The 21824-nt window shown below is 30.4% G+C and carries 26 protein-coding genes; 24 read left to right on the plus strand and 2 right to left on the minus strand.

All coding sequences use genetic code 11. The features are described from left to right. Positions 1–5: 5 nt before the first annotated feature. From mreC to msrB, 9 genes are read left to right on the plus strand one after another with little or no spacing between them, the layout of a single operon-like run. Positions 6–854, plus strand: a complete 849-nt coding sequence (gene mreC / locus ACTT9Y_RS00385) for a rod shape-determining protein MreC (RefSeq protein ID WP_440932525.1) — start codon at positions 6–8, stop codon at positions 852–854. Beyond that, on the plus strand, positions 854–1372 hold the full coding sequence (mreD, locus tag ACTT9Y_RS00390; protein ID WP_440932526.1) for a rod shape-determining protein MreD: 519 nt from the start codon (positions 854–856) through the stop codon (positions 1370–1372). The genes mreC and mreD overlap by 1 nt, the downstream gene beginning before the upstream one ends. Continuing rightward, on the plus strand, positions 1365–3287 hold the full coding sequence (mrdA, locus tag ACTT9Y_RS00395) for a penicillin-binding protein 2 (protein WP_440932527.1): 1923 nt from the start codon (positions 1365–1367) through the stop codon (positions 3285–3287). Before mreD ends, mrdA begins: the two co-directional genes overlap by 8 nt. Continuing rightward, positions 3288–4412: a rod shape-determining protein RodA gene (rodA, locus tag ACTT9Y_RS00400; protein ID WP_440932528.1), complete on the plus strand. Its 1125-nt coding sequence runs from the start codon at positions 3288–3290 to the stop codon at positions 4410–4412. Positions 4413–4455: 43 nt separating this feature from the next. Continuing rightward, positions 4456–5697, plus strand: a complete 1242-nt coding sequence (locus ACTT9Y_RS00405; RefSeq protein ID WP_440932529.1) for an NAD(P)/FAD-dependent oxidoreductase — start codon at positions 4456–4458, stop codon at positions 5695–5697. Continuing rightward, complete coding sequence (locus ACTT9Y_RS00410; protein WP_440932530.1) at positions 5698–6600, plus strand: DMT family transporter; 903 nt, start codon at positions 5698–5700, stop codon at positions 6598–6600. Then, entirely contained in the window at positions 6593–7543 is a 951-nt protein-coding gene (locus tag ACTT9Y_RS00415) for a D-2-hydroxyacid dehydrogenase family protein (RefSeq protein ID WP_440932531.1), read from the plus strand. The genes ACTT9Y_RS00410 and ACTT9Y_RS00415 overlap by 8 nt, the downstream gene beginning before the upstream one ends. 2 nt (positions 7544–7545) lie before the next feature. Continuing rightward, complete coding sequence (locus tag ACTT9Y_RS00420; RefSeq protein WP_440932532.1) at positions 7546–8445, plus strand: histone deacetylase family protein; 900 nt, start codon at positions 7546–7548, stop codon at positions 8443–8445. Beyond that, positions 8442–8816: a peptide-methionine (R)-S-oxide reductase MsrB gene (gene msrB / locus ACTT9Y_RS00425; protein WP_440932533.1), complete on the plus strand. Its 375-nt coding sequence runs from the start codon at positions 8442–8444 to the stop codon at positions 8814–8816. The genes ACTT9Y_RS00420 and msrB overlap by 4 nt, the downstream gene beginning before the upstream one ends. 10 nt (positions 8817–8826) lie before the next feature. On the opposite strand, the gene grxC is transcribed toward msrB, so the two are convergent. Both grxC and ACTT9Y_RS00435 read right to left on the minus strand, forming a co-directional pair. Further along, a complete protein-coding gene (grxC, locus tag ACTT9Y_RS00430) occupies positions 8827–9084 on the minus strand; it encodes a glutaredoxin 3 (RefSeq protein ID WP_075504537.1) in 258 nt (85 codons plus the stop codon). 3 nt (positions 9085–9087) lie between these two features. After that, the gene (locus ACTT9Y_RS00435; protein WP_440907558.1) at positions 9088–9384 is read right to left on the minus strand and encodes a TIGR03643 family protein; all 297 of its coding nucleotides are present in this window, start codon (positions 9382–9384) and stop codon (positions 9088–9090) included. A gap of 116 nt (positions 9385–9500) precedes the next feature. Between ACTT9Y_RS00435 and ACTT9Y_RS00440 the strand changes: the two genes are divergently transcribed. From ACTT9Y_RS00440 to ACTT9Y_RS00510, 15 genes are all read left to right on the plus strand, one after another. Further along, complete coding sequence (locus ACTT9Y_RS00440; protein ID WP_440932534.1) at positions 9501–10115, plus strand: LysE family translocator; 615 nt, start codon at positions 9501–9503, stop codon at positions 10113–10115. Positions 10116–10201: 86 nt separating this feature from the next. Continuing rightward, positions 10202–11440 (plus strand): amino acid ABC transporter substrate-binding protein, encoded by a 1239-nt coding sequence (locus ACTT9Y_RS00445; protein WP_440932535.1) that lies wholly within the window; start codon positions 10202–10204, stop codon positions 11438–11440. Positions 11441–11504: 64 nt separating this feature from the next. Continuing rightward, on the plus strand, positions 11505–12398 hold the full coding sequence (locus ACTT9Y_RS00450; RefSeq protein ID WP_440907561.1) for a branched-chain amino acid ABC transporter permease: 894 nt from the start codon (positions 11505–11507) through the stop codon (positions 12396–12398). Next, the gene (locus ACTT9Y_RS00455) at positions 12395–12577 is read left to right on the plus strand and encodes a hypothetical protein (protein WP_440932536.1); all 183 of its coding nucleotides are present in this window, start codon (positions 12395–12397) and stop codon (positions 12575–12577) included. Before ACTT9Y_RS00450 ends, ACTT9Y_RS00455 begins: the two co-directional genes overlap by 4 nt. Beyond that, entirely contained in the window at positions 12564–13616 is a 1053-nt protein-coding gene (locus tag ACTT9Y_RS00460) for a branched-chain amino acid ABC transporter permease (RefSeq protein WP_440932537.1), read from the plus strand. The genes ACTT9Y_RS00455 and ACTT9Y_RS00460 overlap by 14 nt, the downstream gene beginning before the upstream one ends. Then, positions 13613–14353 (plus strand): ABC transporter ATP-binding protein, encoded by a 741-nt coding sequence (locus ACTT9Y_RS00465; RefSeq protein ID WP_440924954.1) that lies wholly within the window; start codon positions 13613–13615, stop codon positions 14351–14353. Before ACTT9Y_RS00460 ends, ACTT9Y_RS00465 begins: the two co-directional genes overlap by 4 nt. After that, a complete protein-coding gene (locus ACTT9Y_RS00470; RefSeq protein ID WP_440924955.1) occupies positions 14353–15138 on the plus strand; it encodes an ABC transporter ATP-binding protein in 786 nt (261 codons plus the stop codon). The genes ACTT9Y_RS00465 and ACTT9Y_RS00470 overlap by 1 nt, the downstream gene beginning before the upstream one ends. Further along, positions 15138–15842 (plus strand): AzlC family ABC transporter permease, encoded by a 705-nt coding sequence (locus ACTT9Y_RS00475; protein ID WP_440932538.1) that lies wholly within the window; start codon positions 15138–15140, stop codon positions 15840–15842. Before ACTT9Y_RS00470 ends, ACTT9Y_RS00475 begins: the two co-directional genes overlap by 1 nt. Then, positions 15832–16155, plus strand: a complete 324-nt coding sequence (locus ACTT9Y_RS00480) for an AzlD domain-containing protein (RefSeq protein ID WP_440932539.1) — start codon at positions 15832–15834, stop codon at positions 16153–16155. Before ACTT9Y_RS00475 ends, ACTT9Y_RS00480 begins: the two co-directional genes overlap by 11 nt. Positions 16156–16194: 39 nt before the next feature. Then, complete coding sequence (glaH, locus tag ACTT9Y_RS00485; protein WP_440932540.1) at positions 16195–17106, plus strand: glutarate dioxygenase GlaH; 912 nt, start codon at positions 16195–16197, stop codon at positions 17104–17106. A 32-nt stretch (positions 17107–17138) separates the two neighbouring features. Next, positions 17139–17906 carry a pyrroline-5-carboxylate reductase gene (locus tag ACTT9Y_RS00490; RefSeq protein ID WP_440932541.1) on the plus strand — a complete coding sequence of 256 codons (768 nt, stop codon included), beginning with the start codon at positions 17139–17141 and terminating at the stop codon, positions 17904–17906. A gap of 5 nt (positions 17907–17911) precedes the next feature. Next, the gene (locus ACTT9Y_RS00495; protein ID WP_440932542.1) at positions 17912–18700 is read left to right on the plus strand and encodes an ABC transporter ATP-binding protein; all 789 of its coding nucleotides are present in this window, start codon (positions 17912–17914) and stop codon (positions 18698–18700) included. Then, a complete protein-coding gene (locus tag ACTT9Y_RS00500; protein WP_440932543.1) occupies positions 18700–19407 on the plus strand; it encodes an ABC transporter ATP-binding protein in 708 nt (235 codons plus the stop codon). The genes ACTT9Y_RS00495 and ACTT9Y_RS00500 overlap by 1 nt, the downstream gene beginning before the upstream one ends. A 1-nt stretch (position 19408) precedes the next feature. After that, on the plus strand, positions 19409–20419 hold the full coding sequence (locus ACTT9Y_RS00505; RefSeq protein WP_440932544.1) for a branched-chain amino acid ABC transporter permease: 1011 nt from the start codon (positions 19409–19411) through the stop codon (positions 20417–20419). 35 nt (positions 20420–20454) lie between these two features. Next, the gene (locus tag ACTT9Y_RS00510) at positions 20455–21786 is read left to right on the plus strand and encodes a branched-chain amino acid ABC transporter permease (RefSeq protein WP_075484366.1); all 1332 of its coding nucleotides are present in this window, start codon (positions 20455–20457) and stop codon (positions 21784–21786) included. The last annotated feature ends 38 nt before the right edge of the window (positions 21787–21824 follow it).

Below are 21824 nucleotides of genomic sequence, written 5' to 3' on the forward strand. Positions count from 1 at the left end.
GAAAAATGGCTACTGGCAGAGATGATTTTGTAATTGCCATTAGGTCAGCTTTTTTAAAAAAAAAAGATAAACAAAAATTTTCTTTATTAACTTTAATTGTTTTATCAATTTTTGTAATTGTTCTAAGTAATTTTAATTTTAAAGTAATACAATTTGTTAAATTAGGAATTAATGAAGTAATTTATAGATCATCTAATATTGCATCAATCCCAGAAAATAAATTAAAAGAGATAAGTTCAAAATTCAAATCACACATGGATTTATATGAAAGTCATCAAAGAGAATTAATTAAAATAGAAAATTCTGACCAACTTAAATTACAAAATAAGTATTTAAATGCGGAAAATGAAAAGCTTAGAGGGTTACTAGATGAAAGTATAAATTCACAAGAAATATTTGCCAGAGTTTTAATTGATAAAGACAGCCCGTATTTAAAATCAGTAGTATTAAACAAAGGCACAAAAGATAAAGTAAAAATTGGAATGGCTGTTGTTGATGACGTTTATCTGGTGGGCCAAATAATTGAAGTAAATTACACTAATTCAAGAGCATTACTATTGTCAGATCTTAATAGCAAAATACCATCTGTTTTAGAGCCAGATGACATACAAGCCGTAATTTCTGGTACAGGAAGTGATTTTGGAAAAATTGAACATACTCAAGAAGAATTTAGAGAAGAATTTAAAAATAAAGAAATTTTTGCTTACACCTCGGGTCTTGGTGGCTTATTCAAGCCTGGTATACCTATTGGAAAAATCAAAAACATATCAGATGGAAAAATTAATTTTTTTTCTGATTTTACACAACTCAATTATGTAAAAATAATTTCTTATAAAATAGGTGGAGAAGAATAATGTCATCACTTAATAAAAGTCCTTTTTTAAAAATATTATTATCCTATTTACCATTTATAATGTTATTTTTTTCTGTGTTAAATGAATTTGATTTTAATTACTTAAAACTTGATTATTTTGCTTTTAATTTTGCTCATCTATTAATTTTCTTTTGGACCTTAAGAAATCCTGATCAATTAGGTTATCTAGCAATTTTCTTTGCAGGTATAATTAATGATGTTGTAATAGGTATACCAATAGGAATTAGTAGTTTTTGTTATCTTATTCTTTGCTCTGTAACAGCTTACATAAGAAACATTACTTTATCCCCAAACTTTATGAAGGACTGGATATCATTATTATTCACAATTTTATTAATAAATTCAATTCAAGTAATTATTTTAGATTTAGTCTTTTTAATTAAAGTTGATTACACTAATTATTTAATTAACTCAGGTTTTACTTTTTTATTTTATCCAATATTTTTTTTATTTTTTAATTTTTTAAACGAAAGAATTTCATATCAAACAAATGATTAAATCTAATTCAGGAATAAGAAAAACAGATGTAATTAATAGAAGGATGTTCATAATTGGAGCAGCAAAAGTAGTAGTTTTTGTTGGTATCGTTGCTCGTTTATTTTCTCTTCAAATAAATGAAAATAAAAAATATTTAACACTTTCAGATAAAAATAGAATTAGAGAATGGAAACTCCCACCTACAAGGGGAAATATTGTTGATTATTTTGGAAATGTAATTGCAGGGAATTTAAAAGTTTATCAATTACATATAATTCCAGAGCAAGTTGAGAATTTTAATTATTTACTAGTTAGATTGAAAAATCTTTTAAATCTAAGTGACAAAAGAATTGCTAGAATAAATAAATTAAAAGCAGAGTTAAAACCGTGGGATAGTATTATTGTGTCCGAAAATTTAACTTGGAGTCAATTTGTAAAAATTAATAATTATTTATACGATCTTGTTGGTGTTAAACCCGTAATGACAATCTCCAGAAACTATCCATTTAATGATGTATACACACATGTTCTTGGATATGTTAGTCAACCAAATGAACAAGAAATTTTAGAAAATAAAATTATCCAAGAAAGATTTGTACCGGGAATGAAAATTGGAAAACTGGGTTTAGAGAAAAAACTTGAAAATCTTTTAATAGGGACAAATGCTATTCAAAGATATGAAGTAAATGCTTACGGTAAAAGAATTAATCAACTCGAGCATCAGAAAGGTGAGCAAGGATCAAAAATACGTCTTACTGTAGACACAGAAATACAAAAAGCTTGTGGGGAATTGTTAAATGAAAAAGCAGGATCTATTAGCGTAATGGATATCTATACCGGAGATATAATAGCAATGTATTCATCTCCATCTTATAATCCAAATTTATTTTTATTCGGAATTAGTCAAGATGAGTGGCAATTAATTAGAAATAATCCATTAAAACCACTAATAAACAAAACACTTTCGGGTCTATACTCTCCAGGTTCAACAATAAAACCTATCGTCGCGCTTTCAGCTTTAGAAAATAAAGTAATAGATACAAAGTTTAAAGTTAAATGCACAGGAAAAATGGAGTTATATGGACAAACATTTCACTGTTGGAAGGAAAAGGGACATGGTTGGGTTAGTCTGAAAAATGCAATGAAACAATCTTGTGATACATATTTTTATGAGGTTGCTAGGTTATTAGGTGTTGATAGATTAAATATTACAGCTGAAAAGTTTGGATTAGGTAAAAAAGTTCTTGGCGATTATTTTGATAATGAAAAAAAAGGATTATTTCCGAATACAAAATGGAAAAAAAATAATCTAGGTAAAGGCTGGGTATTAGGCGAAACTTTAATCACAGGTATTGGACAAGGCTATATACAATCAACTCCTTTACAACTTTGCATGATGACTGCACAAATTGCAAATGGGGGCTTTGCTGTAAAACCAAAAATAATAGTGGATAGTAATCCGATTTCTTATGAAGATGCAAAACAATCAATGGAAAGTGGGTTATTGTTTGATAGCGACTCTGAGGAATTGTTAGACAAAAAGTTATTTAAAAACCAAAAAAATATTAAAATTATTCAAGAAGCAATGTTTGCTTCAACCAATGAAAGATTTGGAACTTCTTATAAATCAAGAATTGATGATCCTAAATATCAATTTGCAGGAAAAACAGGAACAGCTCAGGTAAAAAGAATAAGCAAAAGAGAGAGGGAATTGGATTTAGAATTAGAGCAAATACCATACAAAGATAGAGATCATGCTTTGTATGTTGCTTATGGACCATATGTTAACCCACGATATGCGCTTAGTATAATTGTTGAGCATGGTGGTTCAGGAAGTAAGGCGGCAGCACCAATTGCAAAAAAATTATTTAAATTAATAATCGACAGACATGATTTAAGAAATAAACAATCAAATTTTGAGAGGATTACTGTTTAGATGTTTCAGCACGATAGATTGAATAATGAGATTACTTTATTTCAAAAAATAAAAAGCTTAGACTATATATTATTGATTTCTGTTATTCTTCTTTCTGTATTAAGTGTTTTTGTTATGTATTCTACAGATGGTGGTGAAATACTTTTTCATACAAAAAATCATTTTGTAAAACTTGCAGTTTTTTTCCCCTTAATGATTCTTGTTGCTTTCTTTAATATAAAATTTTGGCATAACTTTTCATATATAATCTATTTTATAGTAATACTTTTATTAATTTATGTTTCATTTTTTGGACTAAAGTCCTCTGGTTCTCAAAGATGGATGGATCTTTATTTATTTGTTCTGCAACCTTCAGAACTTATGAAAGTAGCAATTATAATGTGTCTTGCAAAATATTTTCATAGAATAAAAATAGAAAATGTTAATTCATTTACCAGCATAACTATTGTGTTATCGATTATAATAATTCCAATAATTTTTGTAATTTCTCAACCTGATCTTGGTACATCTATATTAATTGCTTTAAGCGGATTAATTATATTGTGGTTAGGAGGCATGAAAATTAAATATTTTATATACTCATTTATTACTTTCTTAATTTCACTTCCATTTATAATCTCATTTCTTAAACCATATCAAAAACTAAGAATTTTAACTTTTTTAGATCCAGATAGAGACCCATTGGGCGCTGGATACCAAATTATACAGTCAAAAATAGCTATTGGCTCAGGTGGCCTTAATGGAAAAGGTTTTTTAAAAGGAACTCAGAGCTACTTAGATTTTTTACCTGAAAAACATACAGATTTTATATTTACTTTATTTTCAGAAGAGTTTGGTTTTATAGGCTCAGTTGGTCTTTTGATATTATACTCAATAATAATTTTTAGAATTTTACGAATAGGATCTATTTCAAGAAGTAACTTTGCTAGACTTTTTTGTTTTGGTTATGCTTTTGCAATCTTTATTTATATTGTGGTAAACTTATCTATGGTTTTGGGTCTACTACCTATAGTTGGTTCTCCATTACCCATCATGTCGTATGGAGGTTCCTCAATGTTAGCCACTATGATTGGATTTGGTATAGTATTGAGTGCAAAAATTAATCATAAACAAATGATTGCATAATTTGTCACTCTTATAATTTAATATTTACTTGTATAACAAATTTATGAATAAAAATCTTAATGTAGGAATAGTTGGAGCAGGAATTCAAGGTGTATCTAATGCTTTATTTCTTCAAAAAAAAGGTTTCAATGTAACTATTTTTGATAGAGACAATCCAGGTAGCCAAGCCGCCTCTTATGGTAATGCAGGTCACTTTTCACCTTATGCATCTCTTTCTTTAAACAGAACTGACGTACTAGCAGATGTGCCTGCAATGTTGCTTAGTTCTTCAGGTCCACTTGCTTTAAAATGGAACTATGTTCCTAAAATGATTCCATGGTTTATAAAATTTATAATGAATACCACTAAAACTAAGATGATGCACACTGCTAAAAATATGCACCAAATTTTAGATCTAGCCTTACCGGCATATGATGAATTATTTGAAGAAATTGACTTAGATGGCTTAGTTGAAAACAAAGGTATTCTTTATATATGGAATGATAAAGATTTAAAAAGTAGAGAATTAGAAATAAAAGTAAGAGAAGAATTAGGTGTTGAACAACAATTAGTTTCCAAAGCTGAAATACACGATCTTGAACCAAATATTAAACCATTTTACCATGCTGGCGTATATTATCCTTATGCAAGACACGCAAGAAATCCTAAAAGAATTCTTTTAAAATTATTTGATTTATTTTTACAAAAGGGAGGAAAATTTAACAAAGTAAATATTAATGAAATTAATTTTGATGAAGAAAAACCAGTTTTTAAAACTGAAACTCAAAGTTACGTTTTTGATAAAGCAGTTATAGCTTGTGGAGCTTTTTCAAAAAAATTAACAGATAATCTTGGCGAAAAAATACCCCTAGATACAGAGCGTGGATATCATGTTCATTTCAAAAATTGTGATCATTTATTGAGTAGACCTGTGATATTTTCTAACCGTGGATTTGGAATTACACCGATGGAACAAGGTTTAAGAGTTGTTGGAACTGTAGAATTTGGCGGATTAGATAATCCATTATCCAAATCAAGAGTTAAAAATTTGATAAATAATGCAAAATATATGCTTGGTGATTTACCCGAACATGAGGATGAGTGGCTAGGATTTAGACCAACTTTACCAGATTTTTTACCTGTTATGGGGCCATCAAAAAATTACAAAAATATTTATTATTGTTTTGGGCATCATCATTTAGGATGGACTTTAGGTCCAATTTCTGGAAAGATTGTTTCAGGGATGATAGCGAACGAAAATACAAATTTAGATTTAAAACCTTATAGCTCGCTTAGATTTAGTTAAGTGACTAAAGATAATAATTTTTTAGCTTATTTATATCTATTTTTAACAGTAACTTTTTGGGCAGGAAATTTTGTAGTAGGTAAACTTGCAAGTTTTTATCAAGTTCCTCCTTTTTCATTAAATTTTTATCGATGGCTTTTTGCTTGGTTAATTTTAGCACCTTTTACAATTCCTGAAATATTAGAGAAAAGAAACTATATAATTAAAAACTATAAACTTTTTATTGTTTTGGGAGTTACTAGTATAACGGTATTTAATTCTATTGTTTATTATTCATTAAATTTTACTCAGGTGATTAGCGGAGTTTTAATGATTTCAACTATACCTGTGATGATCATGTTGTTTTCTTCAATTTTAAAAATTGAAAAGACAAATATTTTTCAAATTATAGGGGTAGTATTTTCTTTTGCAGGTGTAATTATGATTATAACAAAAGCAAATATAGAGATATTAAAAAATTTAGATTTTAATAAAGGGGACATAACCATGGTTATAGCAATGTTCTCATGGGCTTTATATTCTACATTGTTAAAAGGAAAAAAATATGAATTAACCCAAATATCATTACTTCAAGTAGTAATTACTTTTGGTTTAGTATTTTTAATACCAGTTTATTTTATTGAATATCAAATTGGCTTTAGAATTAATTTAGAATTACCTTTTATTTTAATTTTATCCTATGTAGTTTTGTTTCCAGGTTTGGCATCTTTTCTTTTATGGATAAAAGGAATATCTATGATTGGTGCTAATCGTTCTGGTGTTTTTTTACACCTAATGCCAATTTTGAGCGCAATAATGGCGATGATTTTTTTTAGTGAAAAATTTATGTTTTATCATATTTTAGGCGCTTGTTTTATTATTACAGGAATATTGTTATCAAATAGGAAAGTTAAAAATGCTTAAGGTTGCTATATTAGATGATTATCAAAATGTTGCCCAACAGTTTGTAGATTTAGAAAAACTATCTGGGAAATATGAGTTTAAGATTTTTAGCGAACCTTTTTTAGATGAAGCAGATGCAATTGATCAGTTAGCTGATTTTGAAGCTTTATTAATAATGAGAGAAAGAACTCCAATTACAAAAAATTTAATTAATAATTTAAATGAATTAAAATTTGTTATCACAAGTGGATTACGAAACAAATCTATTGATTTAGAGGCTGCAAAGAAAAGAAAAATTATTGTTTGTGGTACAGATATAAATTTAAACCCAACACCTGAATTAACATGGGCACTAATTCTTGGTTTAGCAAGAAATTTTAAAGAAGAGTTTGACAATATGTATCAAGGGTATTGGCAAACTACAATTGGAGTAGAATTGAAAGGAAAAATCTTAGGTTTAATTGGTCTAGGTAGAGTAGGCACAGAAGTTGCAAAAATCGGAAAAGCATTTGGAATGCAAGTAATGGCCTGGAGTGAAAACTTAAGCCTAGATAAGTGCAAAGAATTAGATGTGCTCCCTTGTAGTAAAGATGACTTAATTACAAATTCAGATGTGCTTTCAATTCATGTTCAAGGAGGTGAAAGATACAAAGACTGTATTACCATAAAAGAATTTGATAAAATGAAAAAAACAGCATTTTTGATAAACACATCTCGTGGACCTATTGTAAATGAGGATGATTTAATTATTGCATTGTCAACAAATGTAATTGCAGGAGCTGGGATTGATGTCTATGATAAAGAACCTTTACCTGAAAATAATAAACTAAGATTTTTACCAAATGCACTTCTTACACCACACATCGGTTATGTGACAGCAGAAAATTATAGTATTTTTTATAATCAAATGATTGAAGGGTTAGAGGCTTGTGTTGATGGAAAGCCAGTACGTGTTCTAGAGTAACGATGGATTTACCAGTGGTTAACCATGAGGATTATTTTGCCAAAATTGGAGATGATCATAAATTTCCTATAAATAAGTTTGGAGAATTGGCAAATTATTTGATCCAAAATAAAATCATTAAAAAGTTTCATAAACCATATGCTTGTTCGCTTGAAACATTGAGTTATGCACATTCAAAAGATTATATCTCTAAGATCAAAAATAAAAATTTAAGTAAAGAGGAAGTAAAAAAAATTGGATTTCCACTTGTTGATAGTGTTGTACAGAGATCATTAGTAGCTACTGGTGGTACTGTTTTAGCTTCTAAACTTGCAATTAATTACGGAATATCATGTAATACTGCTGGAGGTAGTCATCACGCAAACTACGATGGCGGAGCTGGATACTGCGTTTTTAATGATGTAGCTGTTGCTGCTCATTATTTATTAAATCGAGGTTTGGCTAACAAAATATTAATTGTTGATTTAGATGTTCATCAAGGAAATGGAAATTCAGAAATTTTTAAACAAAATAGAAGTGTTTTCACGTTCAGTATGCACTCTAAAACTAACTATCCAGCCAAAAAATCTAATAGTGATTTAGATGTGGAGCTTGAAGATAATTTAGAGGATGATGCCTACATTAAGACACTTAAACATTATTTAAATGAGTTAAATCAAGAAAATTTTGATTTTGTTTTCTATATAGCTGGAGTAGATATTCATTTCAACGATAGATTAGGTAAACTAAAAATATCTGATGAAGGGATTAAATCTAGAGACGAGCTTGTTATTGAAAACTTTTTTTCTAAAAAAATACCCTTTTGTGGTGTTTTAGGTGGCGGTTATAATAAAGATTTTAAAAAATTAGTTGAATTACATTCAATCTTACATAAATCCTGTGCTAAATATATAGGATCATGACAAAAAAAATAAATCCAAATTTAACTGCAGAGCAAAAATTAATCTTGTTCGAAGAAGGAACTGAGCGCGCAGGTTCAAGCGAACTTAATAATGAAAAGAGAGAAGGAAGTTTTCATTGTGCAAATTGTGGAGAAACATTATTTGACTCAAAAACAAAATATGAGAGTGGATCAGGCTGGCCTTCATTTTATGATTCTTTACCAGATGTATTTGAAACCAAAACTGATCATCACATAGGTTACGCAAGAACTGAGTATCATTGTAAAAAATGTGGAGGGCATCATGGTCATATATTTGATGATGGACCTGAACCTACGGGAAAAAGATTTTGTAATAACGGCGTTTGTTTAATTTTTAAACCAAAAGAGTAAATTATTAAAATTAATTTTTTAAAAGATCTTGAAGTTTATTTTCTTTTTCTAGTGCTCTAACTTCATCGTAACCACCAATATGCTGATCATCAAAAAAGATCTGTGGGATTGTTCTTTTGCCATTTGCTTTTTTAATCATCTCATCAGCAGCACCTGCAACTTTTGAAATATCAATTTCATTATAAGGAGCGTTATTTCTAGCTAATAATCTTTTTGCAGCTTCACAATAGTTGCATAGTGGACCTGTATACATAGTAATCTTTTTCATGGATTATAGGTAGTCACCTTTTTTAATTTTACTAGTTATTTCTTTTCTAGAATATTCGAACTTTTTTCGATGTTTAATACTTTTTTGATTTACTCTTTTTCTCCACAATCTGAAAGAAGATGGTTTAAGTGATCTTCGCATAATTTTAATTACATCAGATTCTTTCTTCCCTGTTTTTTTTTCAATTTCCTCAAAAGTTATCCGATCTGCCCAAGCCGCCCAAATGATCCAATCCGGATCGTCCATTTTGGGCTCTGGATTTTTGACTTTGGTAATTGGCCTGTGACCTTTTTTTTTCATAAATCCTTTATATTTGAAAAAAAAATTTAATGCATTTTTTTTAGCCTCTGATATTGTTTATTAGATAGTCCTTCTTAGCCATCTTTAGCTCCCGGTTTTTAAGGACTATCTTTTTTATGCTCCCCCTAGATTTTATACTCTATCTACAGATTATTATTTTTTTATTTATTACTCCTGGAACTCCAAGGATTGTAATTATCTCTTATTCAATGAATTACGGTGTTGGAAAATGCGTATGGTCTGCTTTAGGTGATATAACTGCAAATTTTATTCAGGCAACTTTAGTTATTTTTGTGATTGGATCTTTTTTTTCAAAAAACTCAATGATACTTAATGCATTTAAATGGATCGGAATAGTTTATTTATTATATTTAGCTTACGATATTTATAAATCTCGGCCAAAAAGCATTTCAAATGAAGGAGAAATAGAAAAAAGTAATTTATCTTTTTTTAGAGATGGTTTTTTTGTTGCTGGTACAAGTCCTAAGGCTTGGATGTTTTTTCCTTTTATATTTCCTCAATTTATTGATTTTAATTCAAATTTATTGGCACAATTTTTTATATTAATTACGACTTACATCGTTTTAGATTTTTTATCTTTGATAGGTTACGCAATGCTAGCACAGAAATTAATTAAGTGGATAACTGCAAATCCAAAAACAATAAATACAATTTCTGCGAGTGTTTTAGTAATAATTGCAGTAATAATCTTGATAACACAACAATATTAATTAATTTTGGCTCTTATTGCCACTTGCATAAAATAAAAATTCTTTATTAAATCAACTAATAATTAATTAATTAAAGAGGAAATAAAATGCAATTAAATAAGATAATTTTAAGTTTTGTTTCTGCATTAGTAATTTTATTTTCAACTTCTGTTGCATCATTTGCAAAAGTTGTTGGTGACAAAATTATTTTAGGTGCTGCTATTTCCCTAACTGGTAAATACTCATCGAATGGTGTTCATACTCAAAATGGTTATAACATGGCCGTTGACAGAATTAACAGCATGGGTGGTGTTAAAGTTGGTGGTAAAACTTATAAGTTTGACATTATTTATTATGATGATGAATCAAACCCGAAGAGAGCTGCACAGCTTGCAGAAAGATTAATTTCACAAGATGGTGTTGAGTTTATGCTTGGCCCTTACAGTTCTGGTCTAACGAAAGCAATTGCACCAGTTACTGAAAAATATGGTGTTCCAATGGTTGAAGCAAATGGTGCATCTAGATCTTTGTTTACAAAAGGTTACAAATATCTATTTGCTGTATTAGCTCCAGCTAACTTGTATCTTGATGTTGCTATCGACTTAGCAGTTGAAAAGAATAATGGAAAACCAGTGACAGTAGCAATGGCATTTGAACAAGATGCATTCTCACAGGACGTTAGATTGGGAGTTTTAGATGCAATTAAAAGAACTGGCTCAAAAAAAGTAATTGATGATAAATTACCAAAAGAGTTAAATGATATGGCTGCAACATTAGTTAAAGTTAAACAAATGAAGCCAGATGTTCTTGTTGTATCAGGTCATACAAAAGGTGCTCTTACTGCAATTAGACAAATCGCTGAAATGAAGGTAGATGTTCCAATGTTAGCTATGACTCACTGTGATGCTGCTAAGCTATCTAAACAGCATGGTAAAAACTCACAGTACGCATTATGCGCTTCTCAATGGCACAAAACATTAACGTATAAAGATAATTTCTTTAAAGATGGAATGACTTATGCGGCTGACTTTGAGAAAGAGTTTGGATATGATCCACCTTATCAATCTGCAGAATCTTCTGCTGCATTGTTAGTATTTAAAGATGCTTTTGAGAGAGCAAATTCGTTTGATCAAAAGAAAGTAAGAGATGCTCTTGCAGCTACTAACATGCAAACATTCTATGGAAATATTAAATTTGCACCTGGTGGTCAAAATGTTGACAAACCTATGGTACTTTTCCAAGTAATGTGTGATGACTCAGGAAAATGTGAGAACAAAGTTGTTGCGCCAACTAAATGGGCATCAGCTAAGTTAATACATCCTGTTCCTAAGTGGTCAGAAAGATAAAATAAAAAATATTAAAGCCCCCTAGTATTAGGGGGCTTTTTTTTATATAACCCAAATACTTTTTATGGATTTCATGGTTTTCCAATATCCGATGATAACGGTCCAAGCTTGCTTGGATGGAATCCTTCTTGGAATTTTATTTGCATTGATCGCTTACGGGATGGCTCTTCAATGGGGAGTGATGAATATAATTAATATTGCACAAGGAGATCTTGTTATTTTGGGAGGATATATTGCTTATTTTATGTATCTTTATGGCATTCACCCAGCATGGGGCGTGATTGTTGCACCAGTAATAATGTATTTCCTAGGTGTTCTAATTTACAAATTAGTTATTAATAAAGTAGTAGATAGAGACTTGTTTATCTCCATATTAGCAACTTTTGGAATAAGCATTCTATTCATGCAATTAATGAATTTTGCATTTGGCGCAGATGTTGTCCTTGCTAACTCAGATTATGGAACAACGATGTTGTTTAACAATAATGTTGTGTTACCTAACTCAAAATTGTTTTCAGCTTTTATAAGTATTTTATTCGCGATATGTTTAGTAATTTACATGAAAAAATCTAAGCTTGGACGTGCAATTAGAGCTACTGCACAAAATGCTAGAGCTGCTAAAATTTTAGGTGTTGATACGGAAAAAGTTTATGCAGCAACATTTGGAATTAATGCTGCTCTTTGTGGCGTTGCTGGAGCTTTAATTTCTATAACATTTACAATTCACCCTTACATGGGATTACCATATACAATTCGATCATTTATGATTGTTATTGTTGCGGGCCTAGGAAATTTACCAGGAGTTGCAATGTCTGGTATGGGTCTTGGTGTATTTGAAGAATTTGCAGACTATATTCTAGGAACAGAATTTAGAATTGGCTCTGTATTTTTACTATTAGTATTAATTTTAGTTTACAGAAGATTTAAACTTTCGAGAAAAAGAGAGTACCTAAAGTGAAAAAAGTTGAAATTACAGATGATACTGGAAAAATAATTAAAGTTGATATCGAAAAATTTAAAAAACATATAGATGAATATCATTTAAACGGATCAAGCGTACATGAAGAAAATGGACATTATTTTACAGTTGACCAAAAATTTAGAGACAAAATAAACAGCTTATATGAACAAGAATAATTTAATTTTATATTCTGGTATTTTGATTTTTGGATTAGTGGCTCCATTTTTATTTCCAGCTTTTAAAGTTCAGCTATCAATACTATGTGTATTGATAGTTCTTGCGACTACATGGAATATCCAAGGCGGTGAGATGGGTTATAATTCGTTTGGAAATATTTTGTTCTATGGTCTTGGGATGTATCTTTGTGCATCGGTTCAAGTTGGGATGTTCTTTCCGTTAGCAGAATGGACAGAGAGTGGTGGTGAAAAAACATTTGTTCATACTCCTGCTCAATTTTTTCAAGGAATGGCTGTTGGGTTAATTGTTGCAGCTATAGTTCCAACCATTATTGCTGGTTTAATTGGATATTCAATTTTAGGTCTAAGAGGACATTACTTTGCAATCTGTACATTGGGTTTAGGAGTAGCTGCAGGTGAAATTTCTGGAGGAATAGAAATTATTGGTGCAGGCCAAGGATTTACAACACCTCCATTTCCAGACGTTGGGAGTTTAGAAGCAAGAGGAGAGTTTTTTTATTTCTTAAGTTTCTTTACTTTAATTTTGACATTTATTGCAGTGCGTTCAATTTATTCTACGCGATTTAAATTAATACTTAATGCTATCAGAGACAATGAGGATAAAGCTGAAGCAATGGGTATTGAAACAATGAAATATAAAATTATTGGTTGGATGATCTCAGCTTTCTTTTGTGGATTAGCCGGTGGAATAATGGGAGGATTAGTTGGCTATATAGACTCTACAGACGTTGCTTTTGATGGAAGAGAGATGGGTGTGTTCATGGTATTGATGGCAATACTTGGAGGAAAGGGAACACTTTGGGGTCCAATTATTGGTGCAACTATATTCCATATATTTAAAGAAGGTTTTTGGACATTCTTTTTAGGTTGGCAGTATGTTGCTCTTGGAGTTTTGATTGTAGTAATTGTAATTTATTTCCCAGAAGGAATTATGGGATGGTTAAGAGAAAAGTATCCAGAACGTTTCGGTGAAGTAGTTGATGAAAAAGATCGTAAAGCACAGGTAGAACTTAAATGAGTATTTTAGAAGTAAGCAATGTAAGTAAATCATTTGGTGGCGTTAAAGCTAATGTTGACATCTCAATGAATGTTGAAAAAGGTAAGATAGTTGGATTAATTGGGCCAAATGGTTCAGGTAAAACTACATTGTTTAATTCTATTGTAGGGACTTACCCAATAGATAATGGATCTATTAAATTTAATGGTAAAGAAGTTTCTGAGTTACCAGTCCCAGTTATTGCTAAGCTAGGACTGCTAAGAACTTTTCAACAAACTAGAATTTATGGAAAACTTAATTGTATAGAAAATATGCTCATTAGTCACAAAGGTAGTGATGCAAATTTAATGAAAATATTTTCTAAAATTCCAAAAGAATTAACTGAAAAGGCAGAAAACCTATTAAATTTTGTAGGATTATATCAAAAAAGAAAGCTAAGAGCAGGAGATCTATCTTTTGGTCAGCAAAAATTATTAGAATTGGCCATGGCATTGATGAATGAACCAGAGATGCTACTGCTAGATGAGCCTACAGCTGGAATAAATCCTACACTAATAAATGGTATTATTGATAGATTAATTAAAGTAAATCAAGATTTTGGAATAACACTTTTAGTGATTGAGCATAACATGAGAGTAATTATGCAATTAGCAGAAAATATTTTTTGTTTAGCTCATGGTAAAATGTTGGCTAATGGATCACCAGATGAAATTAAAAATGATAAACGTGTCATTGATGCGTATTTAGGAGCACAATAATGGCTAATCAATATGAAGTATTAGGAAAAGCTCCAACACCAGATGATTTAAAAAAATTATCTCCGAACGAGGTTCACTTAACTATTAAAAATTTAAACGCAGGTTATGGAAAAATGGAAATTTTACATAACTTTGATTTATTCGTAAATAAAGCTCAGTCTTTATGTTTAATTGGTCCTAATGGTGCAGGCAAATCCACAATTCTTCATTCAATATATGGTTTTACAAATATTTTTTCTGGCCAAATTGAACTTGAAGGAAAAGAAATTACAAATCTTACCCCAGCAGAAAAGCTAAAGTCAGTTGGTATAGCTTATATATTACAGGACAACTCTGTATTTCCAGATATGACAGTAGAAGAAAACTTATTAATGGGAGGATACATAAAAGAAAAAACAGATGAATCATTTGAAGAGGCTGAAAGAATTTTTGAAAAGTATGAAAGGTTAAGAAATAGAAGAAATCAACCCGCAAAAGTTTTATCTGGAGGTGAGAGAAGATTATTAGAAATATCAAGAGCGTTAGTTATGAAACCTTCAGTACTTTTAGTAGATGAACCATCAATTGGACTCGAACCCAGATATATTGAAATGGTTTTTGAAATATTAAGAGATCTTCAGCAAAATGAAAAAAAAACAATCATTCTAGTTGAGCAAAATGCCAAAAAAGGATTAGAGTTTGCAGATATTGGATACGTTTTGGTATCTGGGCAAACTGCAATTGCAGGTAAAGGAGATGATTTACTTCAAAATCCTGATGTTGGTAGACTGTTCCTAGGTGGATAATGATTAAAAAAAATTTTTTCTTTAAAGGATATAGATCTATATTTAGTCATGATAGTCCAGCTATAGCTCTCACTTGTTGCTTTATAGCTATTGGAGCTCTATTTAAAAATTTAGGTTTTAATATTCAAGAAAGTATTTTTTCAACTGTTTTAACTTATGCTTTACCAGGCTCACTAGTGATGGCTGAGTCCATGTTAATTGGAGCATCTTTGTTAAATATTTTTTTGGCGGTATGGATTGTTAATGCAAGACTTTACCCTATGGCTGTATCTTTATTTCCGCTAATGATGCACAGAAGTCAACCTAAGTGGAAGTATTATTTTTCATGTCATTTCATTGCTATTTCCGCATGGTTAATCATGAAAAGCAATTATAAAAACATTCCAAAAAAATATAGAATTGATTATTGGATTGGTATTGGAAGCGCAACAGTAAGTGTATCGGTAATTGGAACATTTTTAGGTTTCTCTTTCTCTGAGTATTTGAATAAAGATATGATGTTGGGTTTAGCAATTCTTAATCCAGTTTATTTTCTATGTATGATGATTGGTGCATCTAAAACTATTCCAGTTACGCTGTCTGTTTTGCTTGGAACAATATTGGGACCAATTATTTATTTACTCTCACCAGAATGGTCAATTTTGATAGCAGGTATAATTGGTGGAACCTTAGCTTATCTAGTAGGAGAGCACAGTGTCAGCTAATATTGTTTATGCAATTCTTGTTACGTCTTTAGCAACATTTTTGTCTAGATTTTTGGGCGCTCTAACATCTGAGGGTATAAAAGAAACTTCCAAGCTTTTTAAGTGGTTTAATTGTTTAGCCTATGCAACCTTGGCAGCACTAATAGCTAGAACTATAATTTTTCCTGCTGGTATTTTGGTAGATGCTAGTTATTCAAGTAGATTTGTTGTTGTGCTGTTATCTTTAGTTATTTTTTTTATATCAAAGAAGAACTTTGTTTATCCTACAATTTTCTCAGCTATTTGTATGGCAATACTTAATAATTATATCTGATTAGATTGATTTATAAAATAAGGTAAAATAAAATTTAGAATGCAAAAAATTACAGGCATAGACATTCAAAAACATGATCAATCAAATAGGATTATAAAGATAAGTTTAGAAAATAATATTATAGATAAATTAATTTTCCCGTTTAATAAATTCGATTTAACAGCTCTAGAGCTAAAACCATTTACAAGATTTACTTTAGCTAAAAGTTTAGATGATTTAACAAATAATAAATTAAGCGAATTAATGAACTCAATTATTAGAGATAGATCTACAGGTTGCTTTATTATTGGACCAAAAAATATAACTCCAAAAATTAATGATACATTTTTAGTTAAGTTATCAACTGCAATAGCTCATCTAATTGGCATACCTAATCATGATGCCATGGCAGGAAAATATTATGCTCGTTTTCATGTTAAACATGAAGATACTAGCGACTCTTACTTAAGAAAGGCTTATAGGAATATGGATCTTCATACAGATGGGACATATGTGAAAGATGTAACCGATTGGTTAATTATGACAAAAATTGATGAGCAGAATGTTGAAGGTGGTGAAACAGCTATGTTACACCTTGATGACTGGGAGCATTGTGATGATTTATACAATGATCCAGTTGGTAGACAAAATTTTGTTTGGGGGTCACCAAAAAGTAAAAATATTGACTACAAGGTAGAGCACCCAGTCTTTTCGACTGATAAAGAGGGAAGACCAACGATATCTTATATAGATCAATTTCCAGAACCTCAAAATATGGATCAAGGAAATTTTTTACAAAGATTGTCTGATGGATTAGAGGAAAGTAAAAATAAAATAATTACAAAATTACCTGTTGGATTTTCTGTGATTGCAAATAATTATTTCTGGCTCCATGGAAGAAAACCTTTCAAAGAAAACAAGGAATTAAGCAGAGAATTACTAAGAATTAGAGGTTCTTTTTTTGTTAATTAATTCAATATAATCAATATAAAGTAACCAAAATTATGAATTTAGGTTTTATTGGTACTGGAAAAATTGCAGCTTCAGTGATTACTGGAATATGTAAATCAAAAATTTCTTATAAGAAAATTATTATTTCTCCAAGAAATAAAAAAATAGCTCTTGGTTTAAGAAGAAAGTTTAAAAAAATAGTTATTGCTAAGAATAATCAACAAATTGCAGATCAATCTAATTGGGTATTTTTATCAGTTACACCTACTGTTGGTGAAAAAATTATTAAAGATTTAAAATTTAAATCGACCCAAACGGTTGTTAGTTTTATTTCGACAATTACTTTATCTCAATTAAAAAAAGCAATTAAAGTAAAAGCAAAAATTGTAAGAGCAATACCTTTACCTCCAATTTCATTAAAAAAAGGTCCAGTGCCTATTTGTCCTCCTAATGCAAAAGTAAAAGCATTTTTTAATAATTTGGGAACAACTGTAGAAATTAAAAATGAGAAATCCTCTATAAACTTTTGGTCAACTTCTGGCATGATGGCGCCTTTTTATGAGTTGTTAAGAGTAATGACTGATTGGTTGGTAAAAAGAGGTGTAAAAAGAAATAATGCTCAAAAATATATTACTTCTTTATTTTTAGCTTTATCTGAAGATGCTGTAGTAAATTCTAGAGAAAATTTAAAAAATTTAGTTAAAGAGTCTCAAACACCTAAAGGATTAAATGAACAAGGTGTCAAAGAATTAACTAAATCTGGATTTTATAAATCTCTAGAAAAAACTTTAAACAGTATTCACAAAAGACTAAATAAATAAATTAAATGTCTGAAAATATTTTAGAGATTAATAATTTGAGTAAATATTTTGGTGGATTAGCTGCGGTTTCAGATTGTTCAATAAAAGTTAAAAGAGGAACTATCACTGGCATCATTGGGCCAAATGGATCTGGTAAAACAACTTTATTTAATTTAATTGCTGGAAACTTAAAATCCTCAGGCGGTAATGTTGTTTTTGATGATGAAAATATTACTGATGTTCCATCGTATGAGTTATTTTCTAAAGGGTTGTTAAGAACATTTCAAATTGCACATGAGTTTTCAAATTTATCTGTTTTAGAAAATTTAATGATGGTTCCAGGAAATCAATCTGGAGAAAAAATAATGACAGCATTATTTAAACCGGGTTTAGTTGCACAAGAAGAGGCTGTGGTTAAAGAGAAAGCAAAAGAAGTTGTTGAATTTTTAAATTTAGGACATTTATCAAATGAGCTTGCTGGAAATCTTTCAGGTGGACAAAAGAAATTATTAGAACTTGGAAGAACCATGATGGTTGATGCAAAATTAGTATTATTAGATGAAGTAGGAGCCGGAGTTAATAGAACTTTGTTAAAAGATCTTGGAACTGCAATAGAAAAGTTAAATAAAGAAAAAGGTTATACTTTTTGTATGATTGAACATGATATGGATTTTATTGGAAGATTATGTGATCCAGTAATTGTTATGGCTGAAGGATCAGTTTTGTTTGAAGGAACTGTTGATGAAGCAAAAAAAGATGAGAAAGTTATTGAAAGCTATCTTGGAAGAGGATCAAAATTAAAGGATACAAATTAATGGCATATTTTGAAGGAATAGAAATGACAGGTGGTTATGGCAATGGTCCTGATATTATTAGTTCATGTTCAGTAAATGTTAATAAAGGTGAAATAGTTTCTATTTTAGGTCCTAATGGAGCTGGTAAATCAACTGCCATGAAAGCAATGTTGGGCTTGTTGAATTTAAAATCTGGATCAGTAAAAATTGATGGTAAGGATATTTCAAAATTATCTCCTCAAGATCGAGTTAAGCAAGGTATTTCTTTTGTGCCACAGACTAAAAATGTTTTTTCAGGGATGACTGTTGAAGAAAATTTAGAAATGGGTGCATTTCTAGTTGAGGATGAAATCAAAAATATAATTGAGGAAATTTATGAATTATTTCCAATTTTAAGAGAGAAAAGAAATCAGTTGGTTGGTGAACTTTCTGGAGGTCAAAGACAACAAGTAGCTCTAGGTCGAGCTTTAATGATTAAACCCACTGTTTTAATGTTAGACGAGCCAACCGCTGGTGTATCGCCAATTGTGATGGACGAATTATTTGATCATATTGTAAAAGTAAAAAGAACAAACGTTGCTATCTTAATGGTAGAACAAAATGCAAAACAAGCATTAAGCATTTCAGATAGAGGTTATGTGTTGGTCACTGGAGAAAATCGTTATTCAGGAACTGGAAAAGAATTATTAGACGATCCAAGAGTAAGAAGCTCTTTTTTGGGAGGGTAATATGGATTTTATAAATGCAATAATTCTTTTATTAAATTATATTTTCATTCCTGCATTAACTTATGGTTCTCAGTTAGCACTGGGTGCAATATTTGTAACACTTATTTATGGAATTTTACGATTTGCAAACTTCGCAACTGGTGACATGATGTCTTTTGGAACCATGGCAACGATTTTATTTACATGGTATTTTCAATCTTTAGGTGTTTCTTTAGGTGTTTTACCTACTGCTTTATTAGCTATTCCTTTTGGAATAATTTTCATGATTTTTTACATGCTTTTAATAGATAAGTTTGTCTTTAAGTATTACAGAAGTCAAAAAAGTCCTCCTGTCCAGTTTGCAATGGTAAGTATAGGAGTAATGTTTGTAACACAAGCAGTGGTCAGAATTATAATTGGACCTGGTGATAGAAGATTTTTTGATGGTGAAAAATTCATTATTAAAGCTCGTGAATTTAAAGAGATGACAGGTTTAAATGAAGGTCTTGCATTGAAATCAACTCAAGTGATTACTATTTTTGTAACAATAGTTTTAGTCTCTTTATTATTTTGGTTTTTAAATAGAACCAAAACTGGAAAAAGTATGAAAGCTTATTCTGATAATGAGGATCTTGCTTTGTTGTCAGGTATTGATCCTAAAAAAATAGTTTTAGTTACTTGGGTAATTGCTGGAATTTTAGCAACTATTGGTGGTGCGTTGTATGGTTTAGATAAAAGTTTTAAACCATTTACTTACTTTAATAATATGCTTCCTATTTTTGCTGCTGCAATTGTTGGAGGAATTGGAAATCCATTTGGAGCTTTTTTAGGTGGATATGTAATTGCTTTTTCTGAAATATTGCTCACTTACGCATATAAAAAATTCTTTATGTATATTTTACCAGAAAGTATGGAGCCAAATAGTTTAGTTCAGTTACTATCTACAGATTACAAGTTTGCAGTCTCGTTCTCTATTCTTGTAATTGTTTTAATTTATCGACCATCAGGAATATTTAAGGGGAAAGTATTGTGAGAAAAAACCTAAATGTAATCGCAGCTTACAGCATCATGATGGTGCTTATTTTAATGGTTGGAATATTTCAGTCTTGGAATATCGCTTTATCAATATTTAATCTTTGTTTAATTTCTGCGGTCATGACAATGGGTGCAAATATTCAATGGGGGTACGCTGGTTTAATTAATTTTGGAATTATGGGTTATACAGCTTTAGGTGGTTTAGCTGCGGTATTGATATCTGTCGATCCTGTTCAAGAGGCATGGAGGGCAGGAGGTTTCGACATCCTAATGTCGTTATGGCTGATAGTAGTAATGGTATTAGTTATAAGGTTTATTTTAAAAAGATTTGAAAAATCAAAAATAAGAACATACAGCATAGCTGCAATAATAATTTCAGGTATTTTACTTATAAGATTTTCTGCAGAGCCAGGTATAGAAGCAATTGAAGCAGTAGATCCAGCTAAAACTGGTTTCTTAGGAGGATTTGGATTACCAATTATATTTTCTTGGATAGTTGGAGCTCTTTTTGCAGGGGGTTTAGCTTTTATAGTTGGGAAAGTTGCGCTTGGTCTTAGAGCAGATTATTTAGCAATTGCCACTCTACTTATTTCTGAAATTGTTATTGCAATTATTAAACACGAGGATTGGCTCACAAGAGGGGTCAAAAATGTGATTGGATTAAAAAGACCTGCACCTTATGAGGTAGATCTGCAAACTACAGATTGGTTTATTAAATTAGTTGAAAAGTTTAATGCAGGAAAATTAAGTGTAATTGAGAATTTAGCTGATAGACAGGCTGCTTTAAACCAACTTGTTATAGAAGGTTCATCAGTATTTGTAAAACTGTGTTATTCAGGATTATTCTTAGTTGTAGTAATTATTCTTTTAATTTTAACTCAAAAGGCTCTTTATTCTCCATGGGGAAGAATGATGAGGGCAATTAGAGATAATGAGGAAGCTGCAAATGCAATGGGTAAAAACGTTGTTAAACAACATTTACTAATTTTTATTTTAGGCTCAGCAATTGTTGGAATTGCAGGCGCAATGCTTGTTACACAAGATGGACTATTTACTCCAGGAAGTTATAGACCCATGAGATATACGTTCTTAATTTGGGTAATGGTAATTGTTGGAGGAAGTGGAAATAATTTTGGGGCAATTTTGGGAGGATTTGTTGTTTGGTTCTTATGGATTGAAGCAGCACCAATATCATTATTTTTGATAAACTTTTTCACTGCGGGAATTCCTGAAACAAATGCACTTAAAGCTCATTTAATTGAAAGTGTTCCTTATTTCAGATTTTTACTGATGGGATTAGGATTGTTGTTTATAATGAGGTATCGACCTAAAGGTATACTTCCTGAAAAAATAGAAATAAAGTAAACATAATGAAATATATTATATTAGGTGCTGCTGCTGCT

Source organism: Candidatus Pelagibacter sp., assembly GCF_052049995.1.
Lineage (GTDB): Bacteria > Pseudomonadota > Alphaproteobacteria > Pelagibacterales > Pelagibacteraceae > Pelagibacter.